The 22,725-nt window shown below is 52.9% G+C and carries 24 protein-coding genes; 2 read left to right on the top strand and 22 right to left on the bottom strand.

The annotated features are described in order from the left end of the window. Positions 1-251 precede the first annotated feature (251 nt). The 10 genes from LN341_RS04490 to ccmA form a co-directional block, all read right to left on the bottom strand. Positions 252-1,103 carry an MlaA family lipoprotein gene (locus LN341_RS04490; RefSeq protein WP_234204126.1) on the bottom strand — a complete coding sequence of 284 codons (852 nt, stop codon included), beginning with the start codon at positions 1,101-1,103 and terminating at the stop codon, positions 252-254. A 74-nt stretch (positions 1,104-1,177) separates the two neighbouring features. Then, positions 1,178-2,389, bottom strand: a complete 1,212-nt coding sequence (gene ccmI / locus LN341_RS04485; RefSeq protein ID WP_046219499.1) for a c-type cytochrome biogenesis protein CcmI — start codon at positions 2,387-2,389, stop codon at positions 1,178-1,180. Continuing rightward, positions 2,386-2,886 (bottom strand): cytochrome c-type biogenesis protein, encoded by a 501-nt coding sequence (locus LN341_RS04480; RefSeq protein WP_234204907.1) that lies wholly within the window; start codon positions 2,884-2,886, stop codon positions 2,386-2,388. Before LN341_RS04480 ends, ccmI begins: the two co-directional genes overlap by 4 nt. 26 nt (positions 2,887-2,912) lie before the next feature. Continuing rightward, the gene (locus tag LN341_RS04475) at positions 2,913-3,467 is read right to left on the bottom strand and encodes a DsbE family thiol:disulfide interchange protein (RefSeq protein ID WP_046219501.1); all 555 of its coding nucleotides are present in this window, start codon (positions 3,465-3,467) and stop codon (positions 2,913-2,915) included. Further along, positions 3,464-5,461 (bottom strand): heme lyase CcmF/NrfE family subunit, encoded by a 1,998-nt coding sequence (locus tag LN341_RS04470; RefSeq protein ID WP_046219502.1) that lies wholly within the window; start codon positions 5,459-5,461, stop codon positions 3,464-3,466. The genes LN341_RS04475 and LN341_RS04470 overlap by 4 nt, the downstream gene beginning before the upstream one ends. Beyond that, positions 5,458-5,943 carry a cytochrome c maturation protein CcmE gene (ccmE, locus tag LN341_RS04465; protein ID WP_120510294.1) on the bottom strand — a complete coding sequence of 162 codons (486 nt, stop codon included), beginning with the start codon at positions 5,941-5,943 and terminating at the stop codon, positions 5,458-5,460. The genes LN341_RS04470 and ccmE overlap by 4 nt, the downstream gene beginning before the upstream one ends. Beyond that, positions 5,940-6,146: a heme exporter protein CcmD gene (gene ccmD / locus LN341_RS04460; RefSeq protein WP_027253965.1), complete on the bottom strand. Its 207-nt coding sequence runs from the start codon at positions 6,144-6,146 to the stop codon at positions 5,940-5,942. Before ccmD ends, ccmE begins: the two co-directional genes overlap by 4 nt. A gap of 7 nt (positions 6,147-6,153) precedes the next feature. After that, positions 6,154-6,885: a heme ABC transporter permease gene (locus LN341_RS04455; RefSeq protein ID WP_234204125.1), complete on the bottom strand. Its 732-nt coding sequence runs from the start codon at positions 6,883-6,885 to the stop codon at positions 6,154-6,156. 46 nt (positions 6,886-6,931) lie between these two features. After that, positions 6,932-7,600, bottom strand: a complete 669-nt coding sequence (gene ccmB / locus LN341_RS04450; protein WP_234204124.1) for a heme exporter protein CcmB — start codon at positions 7,598-7,600, stop codon at positions 6,932-6,934. Beyond that, the gene (ccmA, locus tag LN341_RS04445) at positions 7,600-8,256 is read right to left on the bottom strand and encodes a cytochrome c biogenesis heme-transporting ATPase CcmA (protein ID WP_234204123.1); all 657 of its coding nucleotides are present in this window, start codon (positions 8,254-8,256) and stop codon (positions 7,600-7,602) included. Before ccmA ends, ccmB begins: the two co-directional genes overlap by 1 nt. Positions 8,257-8,364: 108 nt before the next feature. Here ccmA and LN341_RS04440 point away from each other — a divergent pair, with 108 nt between their 5' ends. Both LN341_RS04440 and LN341_RS04435 read left to right on the top strand, forming a co-directional pair. Beyond that, positions 8,365-9,210: a hypothetical protein gene (locus tag LN341_RS04440; protein ID WP_234204122.1), complete on the top strand. Its 846-nt coding sequence runs from the start codon at positions 8,365-8,367 to the stop codon at positions 9,208-9,210. After that, complete coding sequence (locus LN341_RS04435) at positions 9,207-9,506, top strand: EscU/YscU/HrcU family type III secretion system export apparatus switch protein (RefSeq protein ID WP_234204121.1); 300 nt, start codon at positions 9,207-9,209, stop codon at positions 9,504-9,506. Before LN341_RS04440 ends, LN341_RS04435 begins: the two co-directional genes overlap by 4 nt. Positions 9,507-9,590: 84 nt before the next feature. Here the strand turns inward: LN341_RS04435 and LN341_RS04430 are convergent, their stop codons facing one another. The 12 genes from LN341_RS04430 to flhA form a co-directional block, all read right to left on the bottom strand. Next, entirely contained in the window at positions 9,591-10,022 is a 432-nt protein-coding gene (locus LN341_RS04430) for a DUF2802 domain-containing protein (RefSeq protein WP_234204120.1), read from the bottom strand. Further along, positions 10,022-10,516, bottom strand: a complete 495-nt coding sequence (locus tag LN341_RS04425; RefSeq protein ID WP_046219509.1) for a chemotaxis protein CheW — start codon at positions 10,514-10,516, stop codon at positions 10,022-10,024. Before LN341_RS04425 ends, LN341_RS04430 begins: the two co-directional genes overlap by 1 nt. 22 nt (positions 10,517-10,538) lie before the next feature. Next, a complete protein-coding gene (locus LN341_RS04420) occupies positions 10,539-11,939 on the bottom strand; it encodes a chemotaxis protein CheW (RefSeq protein WP_234204119.1) in 1,401 nt (466 codons plus the stop codon). Continuing rightward, positions 11,929-12,708 carry a ParA family protein gene (locus LN341_RS04415; RefSeq protein ID WP_046219510.1) on the bottom strand — a complete coding sequence of 260 codons (780 nt, stop codon included), beginning with the start codon at positions 12,706-12,708 and terminating at the stop codon, positions 11,929-11,931. Before LN341_RS04415 ends, LN341_RS04420 begins: the two co-directional genes overlap by 11 nt. A 9-nt stretch (positions 12,709-12,717) precedes the next feature. Continuing rightward, positions 12,718-13,866, bottom strand: coding sequence for a chemotaxis response regulator protein-glutamate methylesterase (locus LN341_RS04410; RefSeq protein WP_234204118.1), 1,149 nt, complete (start codon positions 13,864-13,866; stop codon positions 12,718-12,720). 67 nt (positions 13,867-13,933) lie between these two features. Next, positions 13,934-16,084 carry a chemotaxis protein CheA gene (locus LN341_RS04405; RefSeq protein ID WP_234204117.1) on the bottom strand — a complete coding sequence of 717 codons (2,151 nt, stop codon included), beginning with the start codon at positions 16,082-16,084 and terminating at the stop codon, positions 13,934-13,936. A gap of 9 nt (positions 16,085-16,093) precedes the next feature. Next, positions 16,094-16,816 carry a protein phosphatase CheZ gene (locus LN341_RS04400; RefSeq protein ID WP_046219513.1) on the bottom strand — a complete coding sequence of 241 codons (723 nt, stop codon included), beginning with the start codon at positions 16,814-16,816 and terminating at the stop codon, positions 16,094-16,096. A gap of 35 nt (positions 16,817-16,851) precedes the next feature. Next, positions 16,852-17,223 carry a chemotaxis response regulator CheY gene (gene cheY / locus LN341_RS04395; protein ID WP_036748874.1) on the bottom strand — a complete coding sequence of 124 codons (372 nt, stop codon included), beginning with the start codon at positions 17,221-17,223 and terminating at the stop codon, positions 16,852-16,854. A gap of 56 nt (positions 17,224-17,279) precedes the next feature. After that, the gene (locus tag LN341_RS04390) at positions 17,280-18,005 is read right to left on the bottom strand and encodes an RNA polymerase sigma factor FliA (RefSeq protein ID WP_234204116.1); all 726 of its coding nucleotides are present in this window, start codon (positions 18,003-18,005) and stop codon (positions 17,280-17,282) included. After that, complete coding sequence (locus LN341_RS04385) at positions 17,998-18,885, bottom strand: MinD/ParA family protein (RefSeq protein ID WP_027253951.1); 888 nt, start codon at positions 18,883-18,885, stop codon at positions 17,998-18,000. Before LN341_RS04385 ends, LN341_RS04390 begins: the two co-directional genes overlap by 8 nt. Beyond that, positions 18,878-20,455, bottom strand: coding sequence for a flagellar biosynthesis protein FlhF (gene flhF / locus LN341_RS04380; protein WP_046219635.1), 1,578 nt, complete (start codon positions 20,453-20,455; stop codon positions 18,878-18,880). Before flhF ends, LN341_RS04385 begins: the two co-directional genes overlap by 8 nt. Before the next feature lie 66 nt (positions 20,456-20,521). Further along, positions 20,522-22,618: a flagellar biosynthesis protein FlhA gene (gene flhA / locus LN341_RS04375; protein WP_046219515.1), complete on the bottom strand. Its 2,097-nt coding sequence runs from the start codon at positions 22,616-22,618 to the stop codon at positions 20,522-20,524. Between the last annotated feature and the right edge of the window lie 107 nt (positions 22,619-22,725).

Below are 22,725 nucleotides of genomic sequence, written 5' to 3'. Positions count from 1 at the left end.
TCATGGCAATGAAATGTAGTGAAATGATAATTGATGCAGATATTGGGTTCGTTTGAAACCCCTTCATTCAGCAAAGCAAATAAGAAGCACTTTTTCGCGTGATGACTGAGAGTGACTGAACAACAAATCACACAAAGTGTTAACTTTGTCAGAAATGTTTATATTTACAAAAAATTAACAACAGACTCATTCGGGTGGATAAAAACCAGAGCACTCAGGCTCTGGTTTTTCTGACACTCAAACAACAACAGCTACTCGCTGTCTATTTCATCAAGAAAATCATCAAGATATTCTTCGTTTTGTGGCTGTGCCGGTTCAGATTCGCTACCGCCGGCCCGGAAGTTTTTATACTGAATATAGGCATCGCGCGTGAAGGCGTACGGATCCGGTGAGTTGTTCAGCATAGGTTCCTGTGCCACCAGTTTAGCCCTGTCTTCCATGCCTTCTAGCGCCCACTTGCCGACGCTTTGCCAGAATGTCAGCAGGTTGAGCGGGAAATACAGCGCATCGACGCGGTCCCCGATCCCTTCTCGTAAAGTCAGAGGACCATAAGCCGGTATCATGAAATAAGGACCGTTGCCGACACCGTAATAACCCAAAGTGTCAGGAAATGCCTGCTCTCCCGGTGGGGGAATATCTGCCGCGGCGGCAATATCAATCAATCCGCCCAGACCAAAAATACTGTTAATCCAGAAACGGGTAAAATGATCCACCGCCTTTTCCGGGTTCTGCATCAGGAAGCTGTTCAGCATATTTGCCGGTTCTTCAAGGTTAGACAGAAAGTTTCTTAACCCGGTACGCACCGGCGACGGCACATAATCGACATAAGCCAGTGAGACAGGACGGACAAAATAAGGGTCAAGATAATCGTAGTTGACTGTCCACATCGCACGGTTAAAGCCTTCAAAAGGATCATAAACCGCATTTTCCGGTTCACCCAGAGCTTCCAGTTCTTCGACATCCAGACCCGCTGCTTCCAGCTCCTCATCATCCAGACCGTATTCGTTCCCTGCCAGTTTTTCCGGCGACGGTTCTGGCGGCGAGCTGGCACATCCCATCAGGATGAATGTAAAAAACAGGGATACGAACAGATTTGATTTCAATGTGTTAGCCACTTATTCAATGCAAAACAGACTGGATAATAATATCCAGTCTGTTTCTTAACTGCCAGTATGTTTTAATACTGAGTGTTAATTGTGATTGTTGTTTCCCCGCCCAGTGGCACAATGCCGCTTTCACCAAACCAGTCACCCTCTTTGGTTGCAACGTTACCGTCACTGTCTACTCTGGCCCTGATGATCAGCTCGGATTGTTTCGACATCAGCCGATCCGGGATCATGCTGTCTTTATCAGTTAAGGTGAGCGTCAACGGAAAACGGGACAAGGGCAAACGTCTGGCGGCCAACGGCATGGGCGCACCATCTGCGGTATGCACAGACACAACAAGCATGCCTTGCGCCGGCAAGATCACCGAGTCGCCAAGCGCAACAGTCACACTGACACCCGGGCTGGGATTAGCAGCCTGCGACAGTTCTGCCTTGGCCTGAGCAATACTGCGTTCAAGCATAGCAATGCGGTTATCTCCCGGGTTGAGCTGCGATTTCATCTGCTCCCAGTAGGTCACAGCAGCCTGGTAATCTGCCTGCTCAAAGGCATCAAATGCCATCAGGGATAAAGCCTGCAGATTCTCAGGATCACGCTCCAGCAAATGCGTCAGCATATTACGGGCCAACTGCACCTGACCTGGCTGTCCGCCCATCATCAGGGTCTGAGCATAGCTGAGTTGCAAGCTCGGATCATTCGGTTCCAGATCCAGGGCGCGCTTCATCGCCCCCTGGGCCGTTTCAACATCTCGGTTTGCCATCCCGATACGGCCCAGCAACAGCCAGCCGGTAGCATCATTCGGACGCTCATGAAGCCGGGTCCGAAGGCCTAAAGTCAGCTCTTCCATCTCCTGATCTGTGAGCGGGGAAGCATTATCGCCCATCAGACGCTGAGTCAGCTGAGGCAATTTAGAGACCGTCTGCTGCCAGTCCGTCACTTCTTGCTGATGGCCAACAGCCCCATAAAGGCCATAAGCTACACCCACCACGACCAGAATACCCGGGAGCAATAACCAGGGTTTAAACTGGCTGCTCTGCTGTGTCTGTGTTTCCGGCACGTCATCAAGTAAAGACTGCTGCAGTTCCACTTCCAGTTCATCCGGATTCGACACCAGCCCTTCATTGCTTTCTTCTTTCAGCTCACCCAACCGGTCACGAAAGAAAGCTTTGTTCAGCTCATCCCGGCTGGCAACCTGATCCTGATTACTTCCGACAAAAGCCGGGACAATGAAAAAAGCCAGCGCAATCAGCACCAGTATCAGGGTGGAGATCCAAAATAACGTCATTTTTTCACCTTGCTTTCACCTGCCGAACCACTGGCGGCGTGCGGGTTGTCTGCCTCTTTTTCAATCTCATTGAGCAATGCATGAAGACGGGCGGATTCTTTTTGATCCATGCGCTGAGATGAAGACATCACTCCCTTGCGGGAACGATACACCAGCACACTGGCGCCAATCAGCAGGAAACACAAAGGGCCAAGCCACAGAATCAGGGTCGATGGCATCAGAGGCGGATCATAAGTCACAAAATTGCCGTAGCGGGCAATCATATAATCAATCACTTCCTGCTGGGATTTCCCTTCACTCAGCATCTCGTATGCTTTCTGACGCATGTCTTTGGCCAGTTCTGCATTGGAGTCAGCAATATTGTTATTCTGACATTTCGGGCAGCGCAATGTGGCCGTCAAATCCTGGAACGCAGCTTCCTGCTCCGGCGTCGCAAATTCATAGACATCAATCGCCGCCTGAACGGGCACAGTGGCGGCAAACCAACTCCCGAACATCAGCGTCAATACCGCTATCGCGTGTTTCATCCTTTCGCTTCCTCTTGCAGACGTTCATAAATCGGCTTGAGGGTTTCTTCCCAGTTTTGCGGATTCACATCGCCGACATGACGATAACGGATCACACCACTGGCATCGATCAGAAAGGTTTCTGGTGCGCCGTATACACCTAAATCCATCCCCAGCATGCCGCTGCCATCAAACAGGCTGTGCACATAAGGATTACCGAGATCTTTCAGCCAGCGATTGGCTTTATCGCGCTCGTCTTTATAGTTCAGACCAATAATTTTGACGCCCTGACTGGCCAGCTCATTGAGATAGCGGTGTTCGGCATAACAGGTTGGACACCAGGTTGCCCAGACATTCAGTAACAGTGGCTCGCCGAGGAAAATATCCTGCTGATACACTGTGTTCGCATCAGCCAAATCTTCAAGACGAAACGCTGGCACAGGCTTACCGACCAGCACAGATTCGAGTTTCGTCGGATCGTCACCGTCAGCATTACGGGTCAGCTGCACCAGAAAGACAGCCACAAGGCCCAGAAACAGGACTAAAGGAATAAAAAGCAGCTTCTTGTTCATCCATTCACCTCCGCATGCGGGGTACTGACAACCGTGTCGTCTTTCGCCTCTTTGTGAAAGCGGCGACGGAAACGGTAACGCTTGTCGCTGATGGCTAAAGCGCCACCCAATGCCATCATCAGCGCACCCAGCCATAACCAGTTCACAAACGGCTTATAGTAAATCCGGACCGCCCAGGCGTTGTCATCGAGTTGTTCACCCAGCGCCACATATAGATCACGGGTGACACCGCTGTCGATCGCCGCTTCGGTCATCATTGAGCCGGATACGGTGTAAAAACGCTTTTCAGCATGCAGTTCAGCGATGTGTTTCCCGTTGCGAGAGACCATAAAGTCGCCGATAAAGCCGTCATAGTTCGGCCCTTCCACATTGCGCAAGCCGGCCAGTCTGAAATCAAATCCTTCAACATTCACACTCTGGCCAGGGGCCAGGCGAACGTCACGCTCCAGATCGTAATTGGAAACCAGCGTAATACCGATCAAGGTCACGGCCAGACCAATATGGCCCAGTACCATGGCCCAATGGCTGCGACCAAGCTTACCGAGGCCGACCATCAGGCGATGGCGATGGGTAGCGCGCTCATAAACCTCATACCCCTGCAGGATAATGATCCAGAAGGCCATCACCATCCCCAGTACAGCCAGCGGCTGGATGGGATCAGGGCGCAGCCACAGCACCAACAGGGCTAATGGCAGGGTAATCAAGGCGGTCATCAGTAAAGGCCGGCGAATCGTCGAGAAATTCTCACGCTTCCAGCGCACCAGCGGGCCAATCCCCAGGAAGAAAGCAAACGGAATCATCAGCCAGGTGAACAGGGTATTAAAGAAAGGCACCCCAATCGAGACGGAGCCCAGACCAAGCTGCTTGTGTACCAGAGGTAACAAGGTACCGATCAAGACCACCAGCAGGCCGGTGATCAGCAGCAGGTTGTTCGCCAGCAGGAAGTTCTCTCTGGAAAACAGGCTGAAACTACCATGAGAGCGAATTTGCGCACCGCGCAGGGCGTACAGCAGGAGCGAGCCACCGATCACCACCACCAGGAAGCCCAGAATGAACATGCCCCGTGCCGGGTCGGAGGCAAAGGCATGCACGGAAACCAGTACGCCGGAACGGACCAGGAAAGTACCGAGCAAGCTCAGAGAGAACGCCGAAATGGCCAGTAACACAGTCCAGGCTTTAAAGGTGCCGCGCTTTTCCGTCACGGCCAGCGAATGCATGAGTGCCGTACCGGCCAACCAGGGCATGAAAGACGCATTTTCGACCGGATCCCAGAACCACCAGCCGCCCCAGCCGAGCTCGTAATAGGCCCACCAGGAGCCCAGCGCAATCCCTACGGTCAGAAACGACCAGGCGGCAATCGTCCAGGGACGCGACCAGCGCGCCCAGGCCGTATCCAGCCGGCCTGTCATTAAAGAAGCAATGGCAAAGGCAAAAGCCACAGAGAAGCCGACATAGCCCATATACAGCATAGGCGGGTGAATGATTAAGCCCGGATCCTGCAACAAGGGGTTCAGATCGCGGCCATCAACGGGGAAATAAGGCAGCGTACGCTCAAACGGATTGGAGGTAATGATGATAAACAGCAGGAAACCAACTGAGATCATTCCCATCACAGCCAGTACCCGTGCCACAGATTCCTGCGGCATGCCCCGGCTGAACATGGCCACGGCTGCAGCCCAGGTAGCCTGAATTAAGACCCAAAGCAGTAATGACCCTTCATGCGCACCCCAGACCGCCGTCAGTCGGTAGTACCAGGGCAGATTACTGTTTGAGTTACTGGCGACATAAGTCACCGTAAAATCATTGATGTAAAAGGCCCACGACAGCAATGCAAAAGACACGAGCAGCATTGCAAAGACACCAAAGGTCAGGGGTCTGGCCAAACGCATCAGCACCGGGTTGCCCTGATGGGCACCATAGAGCGGATAGACACTCACCAGAAGCGATAAACCCAGTGCCAGGATAAGGCTGAACTGGCCTAATTCTGCAATCATTGCACGCTACCTTGCATTTGTTGTTCGGTATATTTCAGAGGCTTATGATTTTTCTGCATCGCCTCAGCCACTTCTGGCGGCATATATTCTTCGTCGTGCTTCGCCAGCACTTCATGGGCTTCCACCGTTTGAGCATCAACCAGCACGCCCTGAGCAACGATGCCCTGCCCTTCACGGAACAGGTCAGGCAAAATACCGTCATAAGTTACCGTCACGGCCGGGCCGACATCAGCCACTTTAAAGCTGACCTGCAGCGAGTGGGGATCACGGCTGACTGAGCCTTTGACGACCATGCCGCCAATGCGTAAACGCTGACCCACTTCGGGTTTGGTGCCATCCGGTTTGCCCTCTACCAGCTCCGTTGGGGTATAGAAGAGGTCCATATTCTGGCTCATGGCATACAAGGTCAGGGCAACCGTCACCCCGAGACCGGCCAGCAAGGCAATGATCACGGTCAGGCGTTTTTTACGTCTTGGGTTCATAAGGTATTCTCCAAATTCTCGGCCGCTTTGATGCGTTGCTCACGGGCAATTTTATTTTTAATGTCAGCTGCCAGACGGCGACTCTTACGGATACTGGACCATAAAAGAATCAGCAAAGATAAAGCAGATATCCCATAGGCCGCCCAGACATAACTGGCGTAACCGCCCATGGCAAGGAAATCACTGAACGAATCGAAATGCATACTCACCTCACTGCATCAACTGACGAACCCAGGGGCGGTGGCTTTCCCTGGTCAGAATTTCATTGCGTAACCGAATCAGAGTCAGCGCACCAAAAAAGCAGGCAAAACCCAAAATATTCAGCAGTAATGGCCACAGCATCCGGCTGTCGATCGACGGTTTGGCAAATTTGGTAATCGTGGCCCCCTGATGCAGGGTATTCCACCACTCGACGGAGTAATGAATGATAGGAAGATTGATCACACCCACGATCGCCAGGATACCGGCCGCTTTGGCCGCCGTTTTCTGATCGTCGAAAGCGTTATACAGTGCAATCACACCCAGATAGAGGAAAAGCAGAATCAGTTCAGATGTCAGGCGTGCATCCCACACCCACCAGGCGCCCCACATGGGTTTGCCCCAGACAGCGCCGGTCAGCAATGCAATAAAGGTGAATACGGCGCCAATCGGTGCCATGGCTGCAGCCGCCATGTCAGACAAGCGCACCTGCCAGACTAAGCCGATAAAAGCAGCCACTGCCATCCAGAAATAAACCCCCATGGACCAGATCGCGGCCGGGACATGCAGATAAATAATGCGGAAACTGTCCCCCTGTTGGTAATCGGTTGGCGCAAAAGCCAGCCCCCAGACAGTGCCTGTTATCAGGCTGATCACAGACAGTGCTGCAAACCAGGGCAGCAGGGTTCCGCACAGGCGGTAGCAGTTTTCTGCTTTAGCGTAGGGATGTAACCACTTCCACATAGTTTTTTACTCTATGATTAATAATAATATTCGTGATATTCACGCGTCAGTTCACACTGATACGCAGTGATGCTGAGATGGCAAAAGGAGCCAGTGTGGCTGAGCCGGCTAACATTGCTCCCATCAAAGCCAGTTGCCCCTGATAACTCATTCCCAGCGACGCCGCCTCTATCGCTGACGTTGCAAAGATTAGCACGGGTATAAACAACGGTAAGATGAGCAAGCTCAATAATACTCCACCTTTACGCAAACCCACCGTCAGCGCAACCCCAATCGCACCTAAAAAGCTCAGTGTTGGCGTGCCCAGCAGCAAGGTCAATACCACCGCAGTCCAAGTTGACCAGTCGAGTGACAATAAAATTGCCAATAACGGACTGATTATTATCAGAGGTAAGCCCGTCAGCAACCAGTGAGCCACCACTTTTGCCAGTGCCAAGACCGATAACGGGGTTGGCATCAGCATCATTTGTTCCAGCGAACCGTCAACAAAATCGTCCCGGAACAGACGCTCCAGTGACAGCAAAGCCGCAAGCAGGGCGGCCACCCAAATAATACCGGGCGCAATACGCGCCAGCAGGTTCGGTTCCGGTCCTATCCCCAGCGGAAACAGGGTGATCACGATAATAAAAAACCACAAAGGGTTGAACACATCGGCCTGACGACGAAACGCGATCAACAATTCACGCCGGATGACCTGATACACAGAATGCAACATCACAGTGCCTGCCCCAGTGTTACTTTGCGCAATCGGTTCTGCGCAGAAAACATATCCTGGTGAGTCGTCAGCAGCACAATCCCGCCGCGTTCGGCATGGGAAACAAACAGCTGCTCCAGCACTTTAACCCCCAGTTTATCAATGGCGGTCAACGGCTCGTCCAGAATCCACAACGGATGGTTACTCAGCCACAAGCGGGCCAGTGCCACCCGGCGCTGCTGACCAGCGGACAATTGTCCGGCGGGCACATCTTCGCGTCCGGCCAAGCCCACATGGGCCAGGGCCTGCCAGATAGCATCATCCCCGTATACTCTCGCCTGACCACTGAGTCTCTCGCTGTTATCCAGCGTATGCATGGCCTGGAAAAACGCCAGGTTTTCTGAAGCGGTTAATTCGCGCTTGACCCCAGTTTGATGTCCCAAAAACAGCATCTGGCTATGATACTCTTCACGCACATGGCCTATCTTGTTATCGTGCCAATAGACATCGCCGGTATCAGGAGAGCCGAGCCCTGCGATGATACGCAATAAGGTCGTTTTACCGGCCCCGTTGCGGCCTTCAATCTGAACCAGCTCGCCAGAAGCAACATGAAATTGGAGGTCATCGAACAATACGCGCTCATCACGGGTACAGCTCAATCCTTTGACTGATAACATAGGGATGAGACATCCTGAATGACACAAATAATCCTCGGATAATATCACAGCGACTGAGATCTTTGTTAGTTTCAGCCTGTTATCAATCCGGCAGCAAGGTAAGTAAATGTGACCTCTATATCTCAATCTTCTGCTTATCCGCCTGCAGCGGCCAGCGCGTCGAAAACAACAGCACCGCAGCAGACCGCTTCGGTCAGTCCGGCTCAGCCTCAGGCGAGTGCAACTGTATTCCAATCCGGTCAGCAAATCAGCCAACTTTCACACTTGCTAACACAACTTCATGTGTTGCAACGATTATTTGCCAGTTTGCCTCCGGCGGTCAGCGGCCAGGGTTCACCGATCGCACCATGGCTGTCACAGCTGGTGCTGCCGCGCACGCCGGCCGATATCGCCACCTGGCTGCAACAAGGTGCCGGCAGTAACAGCCTGAAAGCACTGGTGACTCAGTTGTCACAGCCCGACAGTCCGCTGGCCCGGTTGCTTGCCAGCCTGCCGGCTGAATCGCAAGCCGAGCTCAAAGCCCTGATCCGTCTGGCCGCTGAGCAACGCATCGCTGGCGCACCCGCCGGGCGCGACGAGAACACAGGTTTTATCCTGCATTTACCACAAAGCAACGGCCGTGAAATCCGACTTCATGTGGATGCGAAACCCGCACGACAAGCCTCGAAGCGACCATCGTCCGGCCGGGCCTGGACAGTCAGACTGGGACTGCCTGTCGGTGAATCAAATACCCTGGAAGCCACAGCCGTCTGGCAGGACAGCGCGCTTAGTCTGACGTTCAGTTGCGAGCAGCCAGACATACTGACATTGACTGAACAATTAATGCCTCAGCTGATGCGTCGCCTGAAACAGCTGGAGATTCACTGTGAGTCCGTGAGTTTTCATCAGGCGCAGATCAGTGACGATTCAGCACCAGAAATACTCCCGCAACACGGCATCAGGATCAGCGTATGACAACAGAACAAAGCCGGGCTATCGCATTGAGCTACGATGGCTATCACACCCCGTATGTGTCAGCGAAAGGCTATGACGACTGGGCAAGAGAGATCATCGAGCAGGTCAAAGCCCAGGGAGGATTGATCCACCAGGATCCGGTACTGGCTGACTACCTCAACAACCTGGAGGCCGGGGATAACATCCCGCCGGCGCTGTTTGTGATCATTGCCGAACTGATTGCTTTTTCCTGGGTCTTAAACGGAAAAACCCCTCCCGGATGGGAAGGGCCTGTGTCTGTCAACGAAACCGTCTGAGGCTGTTGCACCGCTCCCTCTGTTCTGTGGGTGAAAGGGAGCGTTTTCGCGATGAATCGAAGTGCCCGGAAAGCACCTAGGTGGCTAGCGCCGGCCTTTATTCATGCGCTGCTGTAACCGGAGCAACAACTCGGCTTCTGCTTTGGGCAAATCACACTCTTCCATCAGCTCATTCACGTCAGCGCCTAATTCAACCATTTTACTGGCACGGCTATACAGGCGACCGTCGGGATCCTGCATCGCCATTTCGCCCTGACGCTCAGACAGTTCTTCCTGCTGACGGGTGAGGATGGCCATTTTGTTACTCATCGCCATTGTCCCCGCCCGCAACTCATGAAACTGCTTGGTTAAGCTTTCCTGCTGCTGCCTGGCCGTTTTTAACAACAGCTCTGCGGCAGCAAACTTGTTTTCCAGATCCTGACGTGCTTTGCGCTCACGCCGGACCAGTATGACAGCAAGCACCATGGCCAGCAAAGCAACAGCCAATGGCAGCCATTCGAGCAACATTGCGCGCATCAGAGGTACGCCATCTCTTCCCATTCTTCATCAGACAGGAGCTTATTCAGATCAACCAGGATCAGCAGTTGATTATCACGGTTGCTGACACCTTGAATAAACTTGGCACTTTCATCCGTACCCACACTTGGTGTACTGTCGATTTCAGAACTGCGCAGATAAACCACTTCCGCCACACTGTCGACCAGAATACCGATCACCTGCTTTTCAGCTTCAATGATGACGATACGGGTATTATCTGAGATCTCACCCGACATCAGACCGAACCGTGCACGGGTATCAATCACAGTGACCACATTGCCACGCAGGTTGATAATTCCCAGAACGTAATCAGGTGCACCCGGCACCGGGGCGATTTCAGTGTAACGCAGCACTTCACGAACCTGCATGACATTGATACCGTAGGTTTCCTCTTCCAGCTGGAAAGTCACCCACTGTAATACCTGATCGTTACTGTCTTCTTTTTGAATCTCGGCAACACTTACCTGCGACATGCTGTATCCTCTCCGGCCATCGTCACAAAACGCTCTTCACGTCCAAACCCGCTTTCAACATGGAAATGAGCTCATTGACATGAATTAAAGCACACATTTTCTCTTTCACCATACCCGCCAGCCAAGGCCTTTTACCTGCCTTTTCCCGCCAGCGAACACTTTGTTTTGTCAGGGTTTCTGTTCCGTGAAGTTGATCACAAGCCAGTCCCCATTTACTTTCTCCCAACATGACCACATAACGGTAGTTTTCCTGATGGTCATCATTGCGAATCGATTCAGGCATCACCCATCTGGCGGTGTCTACCACATCCAGTTTTCGGTTCTGGACCGGCTGCAAGCCAAGATACCAATCCGGTCTGCCGATCAGATGGTTCAGCTCACCCAGTTGGTGAATCCCCCCCAGCTCTGTCAGCGGTACGGCAAAAGTCACACCGTTGACCACAAAAAACAGCGCCTGAAACTCCGTCTGCTCACTGGCATCAGGTAAGGTCCAGAGCGGCGGTGGCGGCTCAGCAACGACTTCAGACACTCTGTCCTGCGCAGACGCCTCCTGATCAAGGATGTCTTGCGCAGGCTCGGTTGCAACTATTTCATCCTGAGGCTGAGAGCTTGTTTCCAATTCAGCCACAGGTTCAGCTGTTTCTGAGACGACTGGTGCTTCGGCGACCTTCGGCAGCATCTGCATCAGCTGAACACTGCTTTCCGGTTCTGCATACGGTGCTGAATTCTCAGCGAACGTCTGAGCAGACTCTGTCAGCGATTTTTGCAGCGGTTCAGGCGCAGAGGTCTGTGTCTGTGTACTGTCGTCCTCAAACCAGCCCGGATCATCTAAAAGTGCTGGCTGAATATCATCTGTTTGCTGTTTTTCCAGTTCAGCCAGTTGCTGCTGCTCGGCAATCCAGGCTTCACTTTCAATAATGACTTCCTCCTGCATCTCTGACATCTGGTCCAGAAGACGCTGCAACTGCTCCAGATCAGTTCTGCTACGCGGCGGGGTAAACCTGACTTCAGGCACGCTCAGCTCCGGCTCTGCGGAAAACGAAACCGGGGCAGCAGTGCTTGGCAGCTGGGTTGCCATTGCCCGCAATGAAGGTGGTTCGCCACCTTCAGTAAAGGAGTTCACAGACGCGTTATCTCGCCCGGATTCATCCAGACGATTAAAATCAAAGGGCTGATGACTCTGGATTTTCTCCGAATGGCTTACCGCATCATCGGACTCACTGCCGCTTTGCAACTCAGCCTGCTCAACAGCAGAATCAGACAACAACGCCTGGCCGTCGTGCTCTTCCGCGAACACTGACAAGTCATCCTGCGAGTCTAAGACACCCGCGCTATCGTCTTCGGGCAGCAACGAATCATCCAGCAGCCCAAAAAAGTAATCATCTAATGCCTGTTCACTGGACAGCTTTGCGTTATCGCTCATCTTGACCAAGCCGCTCCAGATAATTCAGTAAAGTTTTATACGCAAACACACCGCGAGAGCCACGGGCATACAGAGATGGCGGCATATGCTTGATACTGGCATCACGAAATTTGGTATCAATCGGCACAGCAGAAGCCCAGACCTGACTGGCGTAACGCAGCTTGAGTTCCTGCAGCGTTTCCAGCGATGCCCGGGTCCGTTTGTCGTACATAGTCGGCACAATGGTGACTTTAAATTCATCCGGTCTGGATTTTTGCATGATTTGCAACGTACGCATCATGCGCTCCAGGCCTTTCATTGCCAGAAACTCCGTTTGTACCGGGATCAGAATCCGCTCGCTGGCCGCCAGTGCGTTGACCATCATGACACCCAGGATCGGGGGGCAGTCAATCAGCACATAATCATATTCTTCTTCCAGACATTTCAGTGCCTTTTTCAGAATCAGTCCCATGCCGCTGCGGGTACCCATCACTCTGTCCAGGGTCGCCAGCGACATGTGCGCGGGTATCAGATGGATATTGTTAAACCGCGTTTCCAGTACCAGGGGTTTGACAGTGTCGCGATCAATCGTTGACAGCTGGAACAAATCAAACAGGCTGGATTCAAGGCGATCTGAGTCAAAATTCAAATAAGTTGTCAGTGATGAATGCGGGTCAGTATCCACCAACAGGACACGCTTGTTTCGCTCACTCAACAGGCCCGCCAGGCTGACAGTTGTGGTGGTTTTCCCCACGCCGCCTTTCTGGTTAGCAATGCTCCAGACTACCACGACATCTCCTTAAGCTAAGCCAACCTCAATCAGAATACGCTCAGCAATGCGGTCCAAAGGCAGATCTTCGGTTGAGATTCCCGCCTTGGCCACCGCCTGTGGCATACCATAAACCACACAACTTTCTTCATCCTGTGCCCAGACGGTTGCGCCGGCAGACTTCAGCATACGTGCACCGTCACGGCCGTCCGCGCCCATGCCGGTCAGGATCATGGATAGCACCTTGTCATGATATACCTTGGCTGCAGAGCCAAAAGTAACATCCACACAGGGCTTGTAGTTCATCCGGTCTCCCCCATCAATAATGCGCAAACGCACATTACCCGGGCGGCCTTCCAGCATCATTTGTTTACCACCGGGTGCCAGATAAGCGGTACCGGGACGTAAGATATCGCCATCTTCGGCTTCTTTCACGCCGATTTTGCAAAGGTTATTCAAACGCGCCGCAAAGGCCGCGGTGAATGTTGCGGGCATATGCTGCACCAGGACAATGGGATACGGAAATGAGCCAGGCAACTGAGTCAGAATTTTTTGTAATGCGACAGGACCACCGGTCGATGTGCCAATCGCCATCAGCTGATACTGCTTGCCTGTCGCCTTAAATCGCGCTGCAGGCCGAACCTGCGCCGGAGCCGGCCGTGATAGCGTCGTGGTAGCAGCAGAGCCAGAACTGACAGCCGTGCGGCTTGACGTCAGCGGGCGTTCGGCGGGCGATGGCGCGACCGGACTACTGGGTCGCACCGGCGCTCGCATGAACACACGTTTACGGGCCAGCTCGGCAACACGTTTTTGCAACAAAGAAATCGCTTCATCTTTATTGCGCGCAATATCTTCAAATTTTTTCGGCAGAAAGTCTAACGCCCCCGCGTCCAGCGCATCTAACGTCGCCCGCGCGCCCTCATGGGTCAGCGACGAAAACATCAGGATCGGCGTCGGGTTCGACTTCATGATTTCGCGTACTGCGGTGATACCGTCCATCACAGGCATTTCAATATCCATCGTGATGACATCCGGTTTCAGTGTCCGCGCTTTTTCAACGGCTTCTTTGCCGTTTACTGCATCGCCAATCACTTCAAGGCGCGGATCTGCATTAATAATTTCACTCACCCGGCGGCGGAAAAAACTGGAGTCGTCCACCACCAACACTTTTACAGCCATGTTTTATCATTCCGTAAGCAATCAGGCCTGAATGAACAGGGGCCTTCTAAGCCCCTGTCAGTTATTATTATCTGCGGCCTGCGTAATGTTTCAGAAGGTTGGGGACATCCAGAATCAGTGCAATATGGCCATCACTGGTGATGGTGGCACCCGCCATACCCGGCGTGCCCTGCAATAATTCATCGAGCGGCTTAATCACCACTTCTTCCTGACCGATCAGCGTATCGACGACAAATCCCATTCTCTGGTGGCCAATCTGCACAATCACCACATGCCCAAGCTGTTTTTCCCGCTTGGCAACACTGTTGCCTGCCAGCCAATCCTGAAGATAAAAAAGCGGGATCGCTTTATCGCGCACGATGATGGTCAGTTGCCCATCAACCACATTGGTTTTCCTGAGATCCAAATGGAAGATTTCATTCACACTGGCCAGTGGCAAAGCAAAAGGCTGGTCGGCCACACCGACCATCAGCGTTGGCAAAATCGCCAGCGTCAACGGCACTTTAATATCGATGCGTGTGCCTTTGCCCAGATTGGAATCAATATAGATAGAACCGTTCAGCTGGCTGATCGCGGTTTTCACAACATCCATACCGACACCACGGCCGGAAATATCTGAAATTTCTTTCTTGGTTGAGAAACCGGGCGCGAAAATCAGGTTATAGCATTCGCTGTCTGACAAACGCGCAGCGGCATCCGCATCCATCACACCGCGCTCAACGGCAATCTGACGCAGCCGATCCGGATCCATACCGCCGCCATCATCTTCGATGGTCAGCAAAATATGATCCCCTTCCTGCGCGGCAGACAAGAGTACAGTACCAATACGTGGCTTGCCGGATTTCTCACGCACATCCGGCATTTCGATGCCGTGATCAACCGAGTTACGCACCAGGTGGACCAGCGGATCGGCCAGTGCTTCCACCAGATTCTTATCGAGATCGGTTTCTTCACCGCGCATTTCCAGCACAATTTCTTTTTTCAGGCTGCGGGCCAGATCGCGTACAACGCGGGGGAAACGGCCAAAAACTTTCTTGATAGGCTGCATACGCGTCTTCATGACCGCGCCCTGAAGATCTGCGGTCACCACATCCAGGTTCGCTACAGCTTTTGACATTTCTTCGTCATTGCTGTTCTGACCCAGGCTGATCAGGCGATTTCGGACCAATACCAGCTCGCCAACCATATTCATGATGGTGTCCAGGGTCGAGGTATCAACACGGACGGTCGCTTCCGTCTGCGTCTTGGATTTTTCTTTCACCCCGGTCGCTTTACGCTCAGCCACAGGCTGTGGCATCTCAGCAACAGGCTGAACGCTGATCGGTTCAGGTTCCGCTTTCGCCTGCAACGCGGAAGCCGGTTTGGTTGCAATCGCCAGCTCTTCATCTGACGGGCCTTTACCGCTCCCGTGCAGTTCATCAAGCAGACGTTCAAATTCATCATCTGTCATTAAGTCGCTGTCGCCAGTCGAACTGGCAGCAGCCGGTGGCTCAGGCACGTGCGCAGCAACAGGTGCGGCCGGCGTTTCGGCGCCAGGTGCGTTTCCTATACCGTGCAGCTCGTCCAGCAGGCGTTCAAACTCATCATCTGTGATATCGCCATTATCAATGTCGGTCGAGACGGGTGCACTCTGAACGGCACTGGCTGGCTTGGCGCTTGGGCTGCCCCCCGCACCATGCAACTCATCCAGCAGACGCTCAAACTCATCCTGGGTGATTTCATCCACCGAATCGCCAGCAATCGCAGGCTGTTCAGGCGAAGCCGGTGCCGCTACGGGAACTTCAACCGATGCCGGGGCTGCAACCGCTGCCGCCAGTTCTTCGGCACCCGGTGGCTGGCTGTAATAATGCAGCGCATCCAGCAGACTCTGTTCAGCAGGTTCAATCAGCTCACGGTCCTGCACCTGTGAAAACATCACATTAATGGTATCTAACGCCTGAAGAATGACATCCATCAACTCTGACGTCACCGTGCGTTTACCAGTGCGGAGTAAATCAAAAATATTTTCTGCACCGTGACAAGCGTCAACCAGTGCTGTTAACGACAAAAACCCGGCACCACCTTTGACCGTATGGAAGCCGCGGAAAATTGCATTCAGTAGATCTGTATCATCCGGACGACGCTCCAGATCCACTAACTGCTCGGAAAGTAATTCCAGAATTTCCCCGGCTTCGATTAAAAAGTCCTGCAGGATATCTTCATCTAAATCAAAGCTCATAAGCTTCCCCTAAAATCCAAGACTTGATAGCAAATCATCGACGTCATCCTGAGTAGACATAACGTCAGTGCGTTCAGCACTGTTGATAATTGGCCCTTCCGGGGAGAGTGTTTTGTCTTTCTGGCTCACGACCACTGAGCTTTCACTCTGTTCAATACCGGCAGCTTTCAGAATCTCAACCAGCTGATGCTCCACTTCATGAACGAGTTCAATCACCCGGCGAATCACCTGGCCTGTCAAATCCTGGAAGTCCTGTGCCATCAGAATCTCAGTCAGATGACGGTGCAGCGTCTCACTGTCACCGTCGAGCTGAACTAATAATGCGTCAATATCGTGACAAAGCTGCTTGAACTCACCAAGGGTGATCGCCCCGTGCATTAAACTTTGCCACTGGGGTTTCACTTGCATCAGACGTTCACGTAATAAATCTGCGATTGGAAGCGTGCCTTCAACAGCATCCATGGTCCTGTTGGCGGCTTCCTCGGTTTTATCGATCACATAATTCAGACGTCCGCGCGCGTCAGGAATGTCAGTCGTCGCCAAATCAGCAATACGGGGATCCAGACGAAAATTCTGTAATGAGTCATGTAATTGACGCGTCAATTTCCCCACTTCGAGATACATCGGATCCCGACAATCCGACACCAGGCTTCGGAACAACTCATCCGCGTCCGCCTGCCGGTCTTCTTCCAGCAGCGCGACGAGTTGTTTCGCCTGTTCAAGTGAAATCATATGTGCCTACCCTAGTTAGCGTCAGACTGACGGCATCACTGCATACGCTCAAAAATCTTGTCCAGTTTTTCTTTCAGCGTCGCAGCGGTAAATGGCTTAACAATGTAGCCATTCACACCGGCCTGAGCAGCTTCGATGATCTGCTCGCGCTTAGCTTCAGCAGTGATCATCAGTACTGGCAGGTGTTTCAGGCTGGCATCGGCCCGGATCTGCTTGAGCAAGTCAATGCCTTGCATGCCCGGCATATTCCAGTCGGTGACGACGAAATCGAAGTCGCCTTTCTTTAACATGGGTAACGCAGTCAATCCATCATCCGCCTCCTGGGTGTTATTAAAGCCCAGGTCACGTAGTAAGTTCTTGACGATACGGCGCATTGTTGAAAAGTCGTCAACAATGAGGATTTTCATATTTTTATTCAAAGTTGCCTCCACTGAGGTCACAGTGTTTCTTCTAAATCGTGTGTTTATGAAGCAGTCCAAGCAGACAACTTGGCCCGCAGACGCTGCATTGCCTGACTGTGAATCTGGCAAATACGGGATTCACTGACACCTAAAACGGCACCAATTTCTTTGAGGTTGAGTTCCTCGTCGTAATACAACGACAACACCAGTGCTTCCCTTTCCGGCAAAGTACGAATAGCACCCGCCAATGCATGGCGAAAGCTGCCATCCGCAACATCCTGAAAAGGGAGGTTTTCTGCCACTGAATCTTCGGTTGCTACCGTATCTTCTGAGACACCCAGGTCGTCCATACCCACTAGGCGACCACAATTAACATCATTTAATGCCTGATGGTACTGTTCGAGTGTCATTTCGAGATATTCAGCAATTTCCTGGTCATTTGGATCGCGGCCAAGGCGGCTTTCCAACTGAGCAATAGCGTCAGATATCCGGCGGTTGTTTTTGTATACGGAGCGAGGAACCCAGTCGCCACGACGGATATCATCCAGCATGGCGCCCCGAATTCGAATTCCGGCAAAGGTTTCAAAACTGGCTCCTTTGCCCGGATCATAGTTCTGTTGTGCTTCCAGCAAACCAATCATGCCAGCCTGGATCAGATCTTCCAGTTGCACATTGGGTGGCAATCGCGCCATCAGGTGATGCGCGATCCGCTTCACCAGTGACGAATACCGCTCAACAAACGCATGGGGGGATTCCTGATATCGGCCGTATGTTTGTGCTTTATTCACCCAGAGGTACCTCTTCAGGTGTTGGTTTTACTAATAACTTTTCAACAAAAAATTCCAGATGTCCGGCCGGATTATTCGGTACCGGCCAGGTTAACGCTTTGTTGGCAAGCGTTGTCAGGGCCAGTGCCGCTGGGCTACGCGGGAACGCTTCCACAACCACTTTTTGCCGCTTAATCGACTGACGTACCCTGTCATCTAATGGAATACAGGCAACCAACTCCATGTTGGCCTGCAAAAATCGTTCAGTCACCCGGGTCAGCTTGGCAAACAGCTCTCGCCCTTCACGGTAACTGCGGACCATATTGGCCACAATTTTAAACCGCTGCACCTGGTATTCCCGGTTCAGGATTTTAATCAGCGCATACGCATCGGTAATTGAGGTCGGCTCATCACATACGACAATGAGTACATCCTGGGCGGCACCGGCAAAACTCAATACCATATCTGAGATCCCTGCGGCAGTATCGACCAGCAGAACATCCACTTCATCTTCCAGGGTGGCAAACGCGCGGATCAGGCCCACGTGCTGAGCACTGGACAGTTCCGCCATATTTTGCGTGCCAGAAGAAGCCGGTATGATTTTGACGCCGTAAGGGCCTTCAATGATGATATCCCGGAGATCGCACACTCCCGACAGGACATGAGACAGGTTACGACCTGCTCGCAGCCCCAGCATCACATCAACATTGGCCAGGCCAAGATCGGCATCCAGCACCATCACTCTCTTGCCCTGCCGGGCCATGGCAATCGCCATATTGAGCGTGATGTTGGTTTTACCCACACCGCCTTTACCACCACTGACGGTGATCACTTTGGTCGAGGCCAGTTTTGTCATACGGCGCAAGCCGCTTGCTTGATCGTGCATCATGTTCTCAATCATAAAAATCCGCCCCCTGGTTATCTGCGCTATCGCTGCTCCAGAAGTGGGTTTGCTGGCCCATGTCGTTTTCCAACAACTCGTTTGCACGATTCACCATGAAGTGTCCTGTGGCGACTTTAATGTCTTCAGGCACCCGCTGACCATCCGCCAGGTAGGCGATCGGCAACGCACTTTCCAGCGTGACACTGATCACTTCACCCAAACTGAGGGTTTCGTCCAGCTTCGTCAGCACGCAGCCCGACAGCGGGATACGACGGAAATGCTCAATGGTTTCGTGCAGAACGCGGCGCTGGGAGGTTGCCGGTAATACCAGAAAGCTACGAATTTGTGAGCCACTATTGTGCATCAGGGTATCCAGCTGTTCCTGCAGGCGGAGATCCCTTTGCCCCATGCCTGCTGTATCGAGCAGGACAAGGCGGCGATGCCGTAACTGATGAAGTATATCGGCAAGCTCTTCGGCATCTTTAGCAACTCTGACCGGACAGCCCAAAATTCGACCATAGGTTGCCAGTTGTTCATGTGCACCGATACGATAAGTATCTGTGGTGACCAATGCGATTTCATTAGGACCAAAGTCCATCGCCGCTCTGGCGGCCAGTTTGGCAATGGTCGTTGTTTTTCCGACACCGGTCGGACCGAGCAGCGCGACCACGCCCCCGGTTTCGAGGATGCAGTCATCTGTGGTAATGATCTGATCGGCCAGTAACTGAAGCAGGGATGCCCAGGCCTTGTGCGGCGGGACATCTTCCGGAATATAACAAGCCAGCTGATCGGCCAGCTCTGAAGATAAGCCCATTTTTTCCAGCCGTTTGATCATCATGGCCCGCATCGGCTCACGCCGCTCAACCTCCTGCCACATCAAACCGGACAACTGGTGCTCCAGCAGACGACGAATCGACGCCATCTCGCTGCGCATCGCATCCAGATCATCGTCGCGACGGGGTGCACGCGACTCATAACGGCTGGGATCCAGACGGTTCTGAAATCCACTGTTTTTCTGGCTGGCGCCGGCTTGAGCTGTTCGGCCGGTTCGCCCTGCCGGTGCATCTGCGTCATGATTTTGGCGGTAATCACCGTAAGCATTGGTCTGAGACTGACGTCCGGCAGCCCCATAAGGGTGTGTCGTCTGACGTCTGTCACCGCCGTAAGGGCTTTTTTCCGAGGGAGGACGGGAGGAAAAGTCATATCCCTGACGCTCAGCCGAGTGGCCGCTGCTGTGTTTCGACTGACGCTGCAACAAAGCAGACAGAGAGTCCACTTCAGTTTCAGGCTCCTGAGCGTAATTTTGCAGCACTCGGGCAAAGTGACCGCTGCCTGGCTGCTGCAACTGGACCTTGTCATCCGCCAATTTGCGTCTGGCCTCACCAAAACGTTCCGCCAGGGCATCACGGGCAGGTTGTGACGGTGAGGGGACCTTAGCTTCGCTGGCGTCATTGTCCACCGCCGCCACGATCTCAACCCCGCCGGTCACTTTCTTATTGGACATGATCACCGCATTCGCACCGAGTTGTTCTTTGACTTCACTCAGCGCGGTTCGCATATCCTTGGCAAAAAATCGTTTAATTTTCAATTCAGTCTTCCCATCCGGTGACGGATTACCCTGCACGTTTCGGCTGACTCAGTCAGCCTGAGACACCTAGTTACCCACTGCATTCACAATACGGATTTGCTTTTCATCAGGAATTTCCTGATAAGACAGCACCCGCAGTGTCGGGATGGTGTTTTTCACAAACTTGGCTAACGTGCCGCGCAGTACGCCAGACGTTAACAGTACCGCCGGTTCGCCTTTCAACTCTTGCTGATGTGTGGCTTCGGTCAGAGAGCGCTGCAAGCGTTCAGCCAGACCCGGTTCAATCCCGGAGGACTCGCCCCCGCTTGACTGCATAGTTTTATGCAAAATTTGTTCCAACTCAGGAACCAGAGTAATAACCGGCAGTTCAGGCTCTATTCCATTGATTTCCTGAACAATTAGGCGTTTCAGGCCAATCCGTGCCGCTGCGGTGAGAATGTCGGGATCTTGACTCTTACCGGAATACTCGGACAAAGTCTGGACGATGGTGCGGATATCACGGATCGGTACCCCTTCATGCAGCAGGTTCTGCAGTACTTTTACCACAGCCCCTAACGGCAGCTGATCCGGGACGAAATTGTCCACCAGTTTCGGCGTCGACTGCCCCAGCACTTCCAGCAGGTTCTGTACTTCTTCATGGCCGAGCAGCTGAGAAGCATTGTTCACCAGAATCTGACTCAAGTGAGTAGCCAGGACAGTGGCGGCATCAACAACGGTATAGCCCAGTGCCTGAGCATGCTCGCGCTGTGATTCTAAAATCCACACCGCTTCCAGCCCGAATGCAGGATCGGTGGTGCGCTCCCCTTCCAGGCTGCCAAAGACCTGACCCGGATTGATCGCCAGCTCCATGTCCGGGTGAATGTTGGATTCGCCATTGTTCACCCCCATCAGACTGATGCGGTAAGTGTTGGGCGGCAGTTCCAGGTTATCGCGGATATGAACAGGCGGCACCAGGAAGCCAAAATCCTGTGACAGCTTTTTCCGGACACCTTTGACCCGCTCCAGCAACTCGCCGCCCTGCTCTTTATCGACCATAGGGATCAAGCGGTAGCCAACTTCCAGGCTGATGGTATCCATAGGCTGGACATCATCCCACGACAGCTCTTTGGTCACAGGCTTGCTGTCGAGCGCCTCAGGCGGGGCGGATTCTGCCAATACTTTTGCCTGTTGCGCTTTCTTCACCCGCCAATAGGCAATCAGGCCGATCATCAGCGCCAGCAGCAGAAACGGAATATGCGGCATGCCGGGAACAATCCCCATCACAAACAGTATTCCGCCTGTGATGATCAGAGCCTGGGGATTGTTAAACATCTGGAACAGCATCTGCTGCCCCATGTCTTCGTCAGTATTTTGACGAGTCACCATCATGGCAGCGCCAATGGACAGCAACAAAGACGGGATTTGCGCCACCAGACCATCCCCGATAGTCAGCAGGCTGTAAATCTCAATCGCTTCATTAAAGCCGAGACCATGCTGGCCCATCCCGATAATCAGGCCGCCGATAATATTAATGAAAAGGATCAGGATACCGGCAATGGCATCCCCTTTCACAAACTTAGACGCACCGTCCATTGAGCCGTAAAAGTCAGCCTCTTTGGTAACTTCGCTGCGGCGTGTGCGCGCCTGCTCCTGATCAATCAGCCCGGCATTGAGATCAGCATCAATCGCCATCTGCTTACCCGGCAAGGCATCCAGGGTAAAGCGGGCGCTGACTTCTGAAATCCGGCCGGCACCTTTGGTCACGACCATGAAGTTGATGATCATCAGAATCAGGAAGACCACCAGACCCACCGCATAGTTTCCCCCGATCACCACAGAGCCAAAGGCGTCGATCACCTGACCTGCCGCCTCCGGGCCTTCATGACCATTCAGCAGTACAACCCGGGTAGATGCCACGTTCAGTGCCAGCCTGAGCAGGGTGGCAATCAGCAGTACGGTCGGAAAAGCCGCAAAATCCAGCGGGCGACGGGTGTACACAGTCACCAACAGCACCACAAGAGCCAGGGCAATATTAAAGGAAAAGGCCATATCCAGCAGGAGGGGCGGCATTGGCAACACAACCATCGCCAATGTTGCCAGAACCATGACAGGGGCACCGATTGCAGGCAATGACTGTAATCTGTGTAAAGGCAATTTATCTGAAAAGGGTATCGGCAGCTTCATGCATTCTTACTGGGTTGGGATCGGTTAATCGTCAGTGTTCACAGCGCGCTCGGTGACTTCACTGGGCGTTGTCCGTGAATATCAGACATCTGAACGGGCTAAGCTTC

Source organism: Photobacterium sp. TLY01 (genome assembly GCF_021432065.1).
In the GTDB taxonomy this organism is placed as follows: domain Bacteria; phylum Pseudomonadota; class Gammaproteobacteria; order Enterobacterales; family Vibrionaceae; genus Photobacterium; species Photobacterium halotolerans_A.
The sequence above is the reverse complement of the archived record's forward strand: the minus strand, read 5'-3'. Positions and strand labels throughout refer to the sequence as shown.

What these genes read in the sequence shown, in the direction of transcription:
- LN341_RS04430 (WP_234204120.1), bottom strand. Translation starts at nt 10,022, where the DNA reads ATGCGCGCAATGTTGCTCGAATGGCTGCCATTGGCTGTTGCTTTGCTG.
- ccmD (WP_027253965.1), bottom strand. Translation starts at nt 6,146, where the DNA reads ATGCATTTCGATTCGTTCAGTGATTTCCTTGCCATGGGCGGTTACGCC.
- LN341_RS04420 (WP_234204119.1), bottom strand. Translation starts at nt 11,939, where the DNA reads ATGAGCGATAACGCAAAGCTGTCCAGTGAACAGGCATTAGATGATTAC.
- flhA (WP_046219515.1), bottom strand. Translation starts at nt 22,618, where the DNA reads ATGAAGCTGCCGATACCCTTTTCAGATAAATTGCCTTTACACAGATTA.
- ccmI (WP_046219499.1), bottom strand. Translation starts at nt 2,389, where the DNA reads ATGACGTTATTTTGGATCTCCACCCTGATACTGGTGCTGATTGCGCTG.
- LN341_RS04475 (WP_046219501.1), bottom strand. Translation starts at nt 3,467, where the DNA reads ATGAACAAGAAGCTGCTTTTTATTCCTTTAGTCCTGTTTCTGGGCCTT.
- LN341_RS04435 (WP_234204121.1), top strand. Translation starts at nt 9,207, where the DNA reads ATGACAACAGAACAAAGCCGGGCTATCGCATTGAGCTACGATGGCTAT.
- ccmA (WP_234204123.1), bottom strand. Translation starts at nt 8,256, where the DNA reads ATGTTATCAGTCAAAGGATTGAGCTGTACCCGTGATGAGCGCGTATTG.
- LN341_RS04425 (WP_046219509.1), bottom strand. Translation starts at nt 10,516, where the DNA reads ATGTCGCAGGTAAGTGTTGCCGAGATTCAAAAAGAAGACAGTAACGAT.
- ccmE (WP_120510294.1), bottom strand. Translation starts at nt 5,943, where the DNA reads ATGAACCCAAGACGTAAAAAACGCCTGACCGTGATCATTGCCTTGCTG.
- LN341_RS04405 (WP_234204117.1), bottom strand. Translation starts at nt 16,084, where the DNA reads ATGAGCTTTGATTTAGATGAAGATATCCTGCAGGACTTTTTAATCGAA.
- LN341_RS04455 (WP_234204125.1), bottom strand. Translation starts at nt 6,885, where the DNA reads ATGTGGAAGTGGTTACATCCCTACGCTAAAGCAGAAAACTGCTACCGC.
- LN341_RS04470 (WP_046219502.1), bottom strand. Translation starts at nt 5,461, where the DNA reads ATGATTGCAGAATTAGGCCAGTTCAGCCTTATCCTGGCACTGGGTTTA.
- LN341_RS04410 (WP_234204118.1), bottom strand. Translation starts at nt 13,866, where the DNA reads ATGGCTGTAAAAGTGTTGGTGGTGGACGACTCCAGTTTTTTCCGCCGC.
- cheY (WP_036748874.1), bottom strand. Translation starts at nt 17,223, where the DNA reads ATGAAAATCCTCATTGTTGACGACTTTTCAACAATGCGCCGTATCGTC.
- ccmB (WP_234204124.1), bottom strand. Translation starts at nt 7,600, where the DNA reads ATGTTGCATTCTGTGTATCAGGTCATCCGGCGTGAATTGTTGATCGCG.
- LN341_RS04400 (WP_046219513.1), bottom strand. Translation starts at nt 16,816, where the DNA reads ATGATTTCACTTGAACAGGCGAAACAACTCGTCGCGCTGCTGGAAGAA.
- LN341_RS04385 (WP_027253951.1), bottom strand. Translation starts at nt 18,885, where the DNA reads ATGATTGAGAACATGATGCACGATCAAGCAAGCGGCTTGCGCCGTATG.
- LN341_RS04480 (WP_234204907.1), bottom strand. Translation starts at nt 2,886, where the DNA reads ATGTTCGGGAGTTGGTTTGCCGCCACTGTGCCCGTTCAGGCGGCGATT.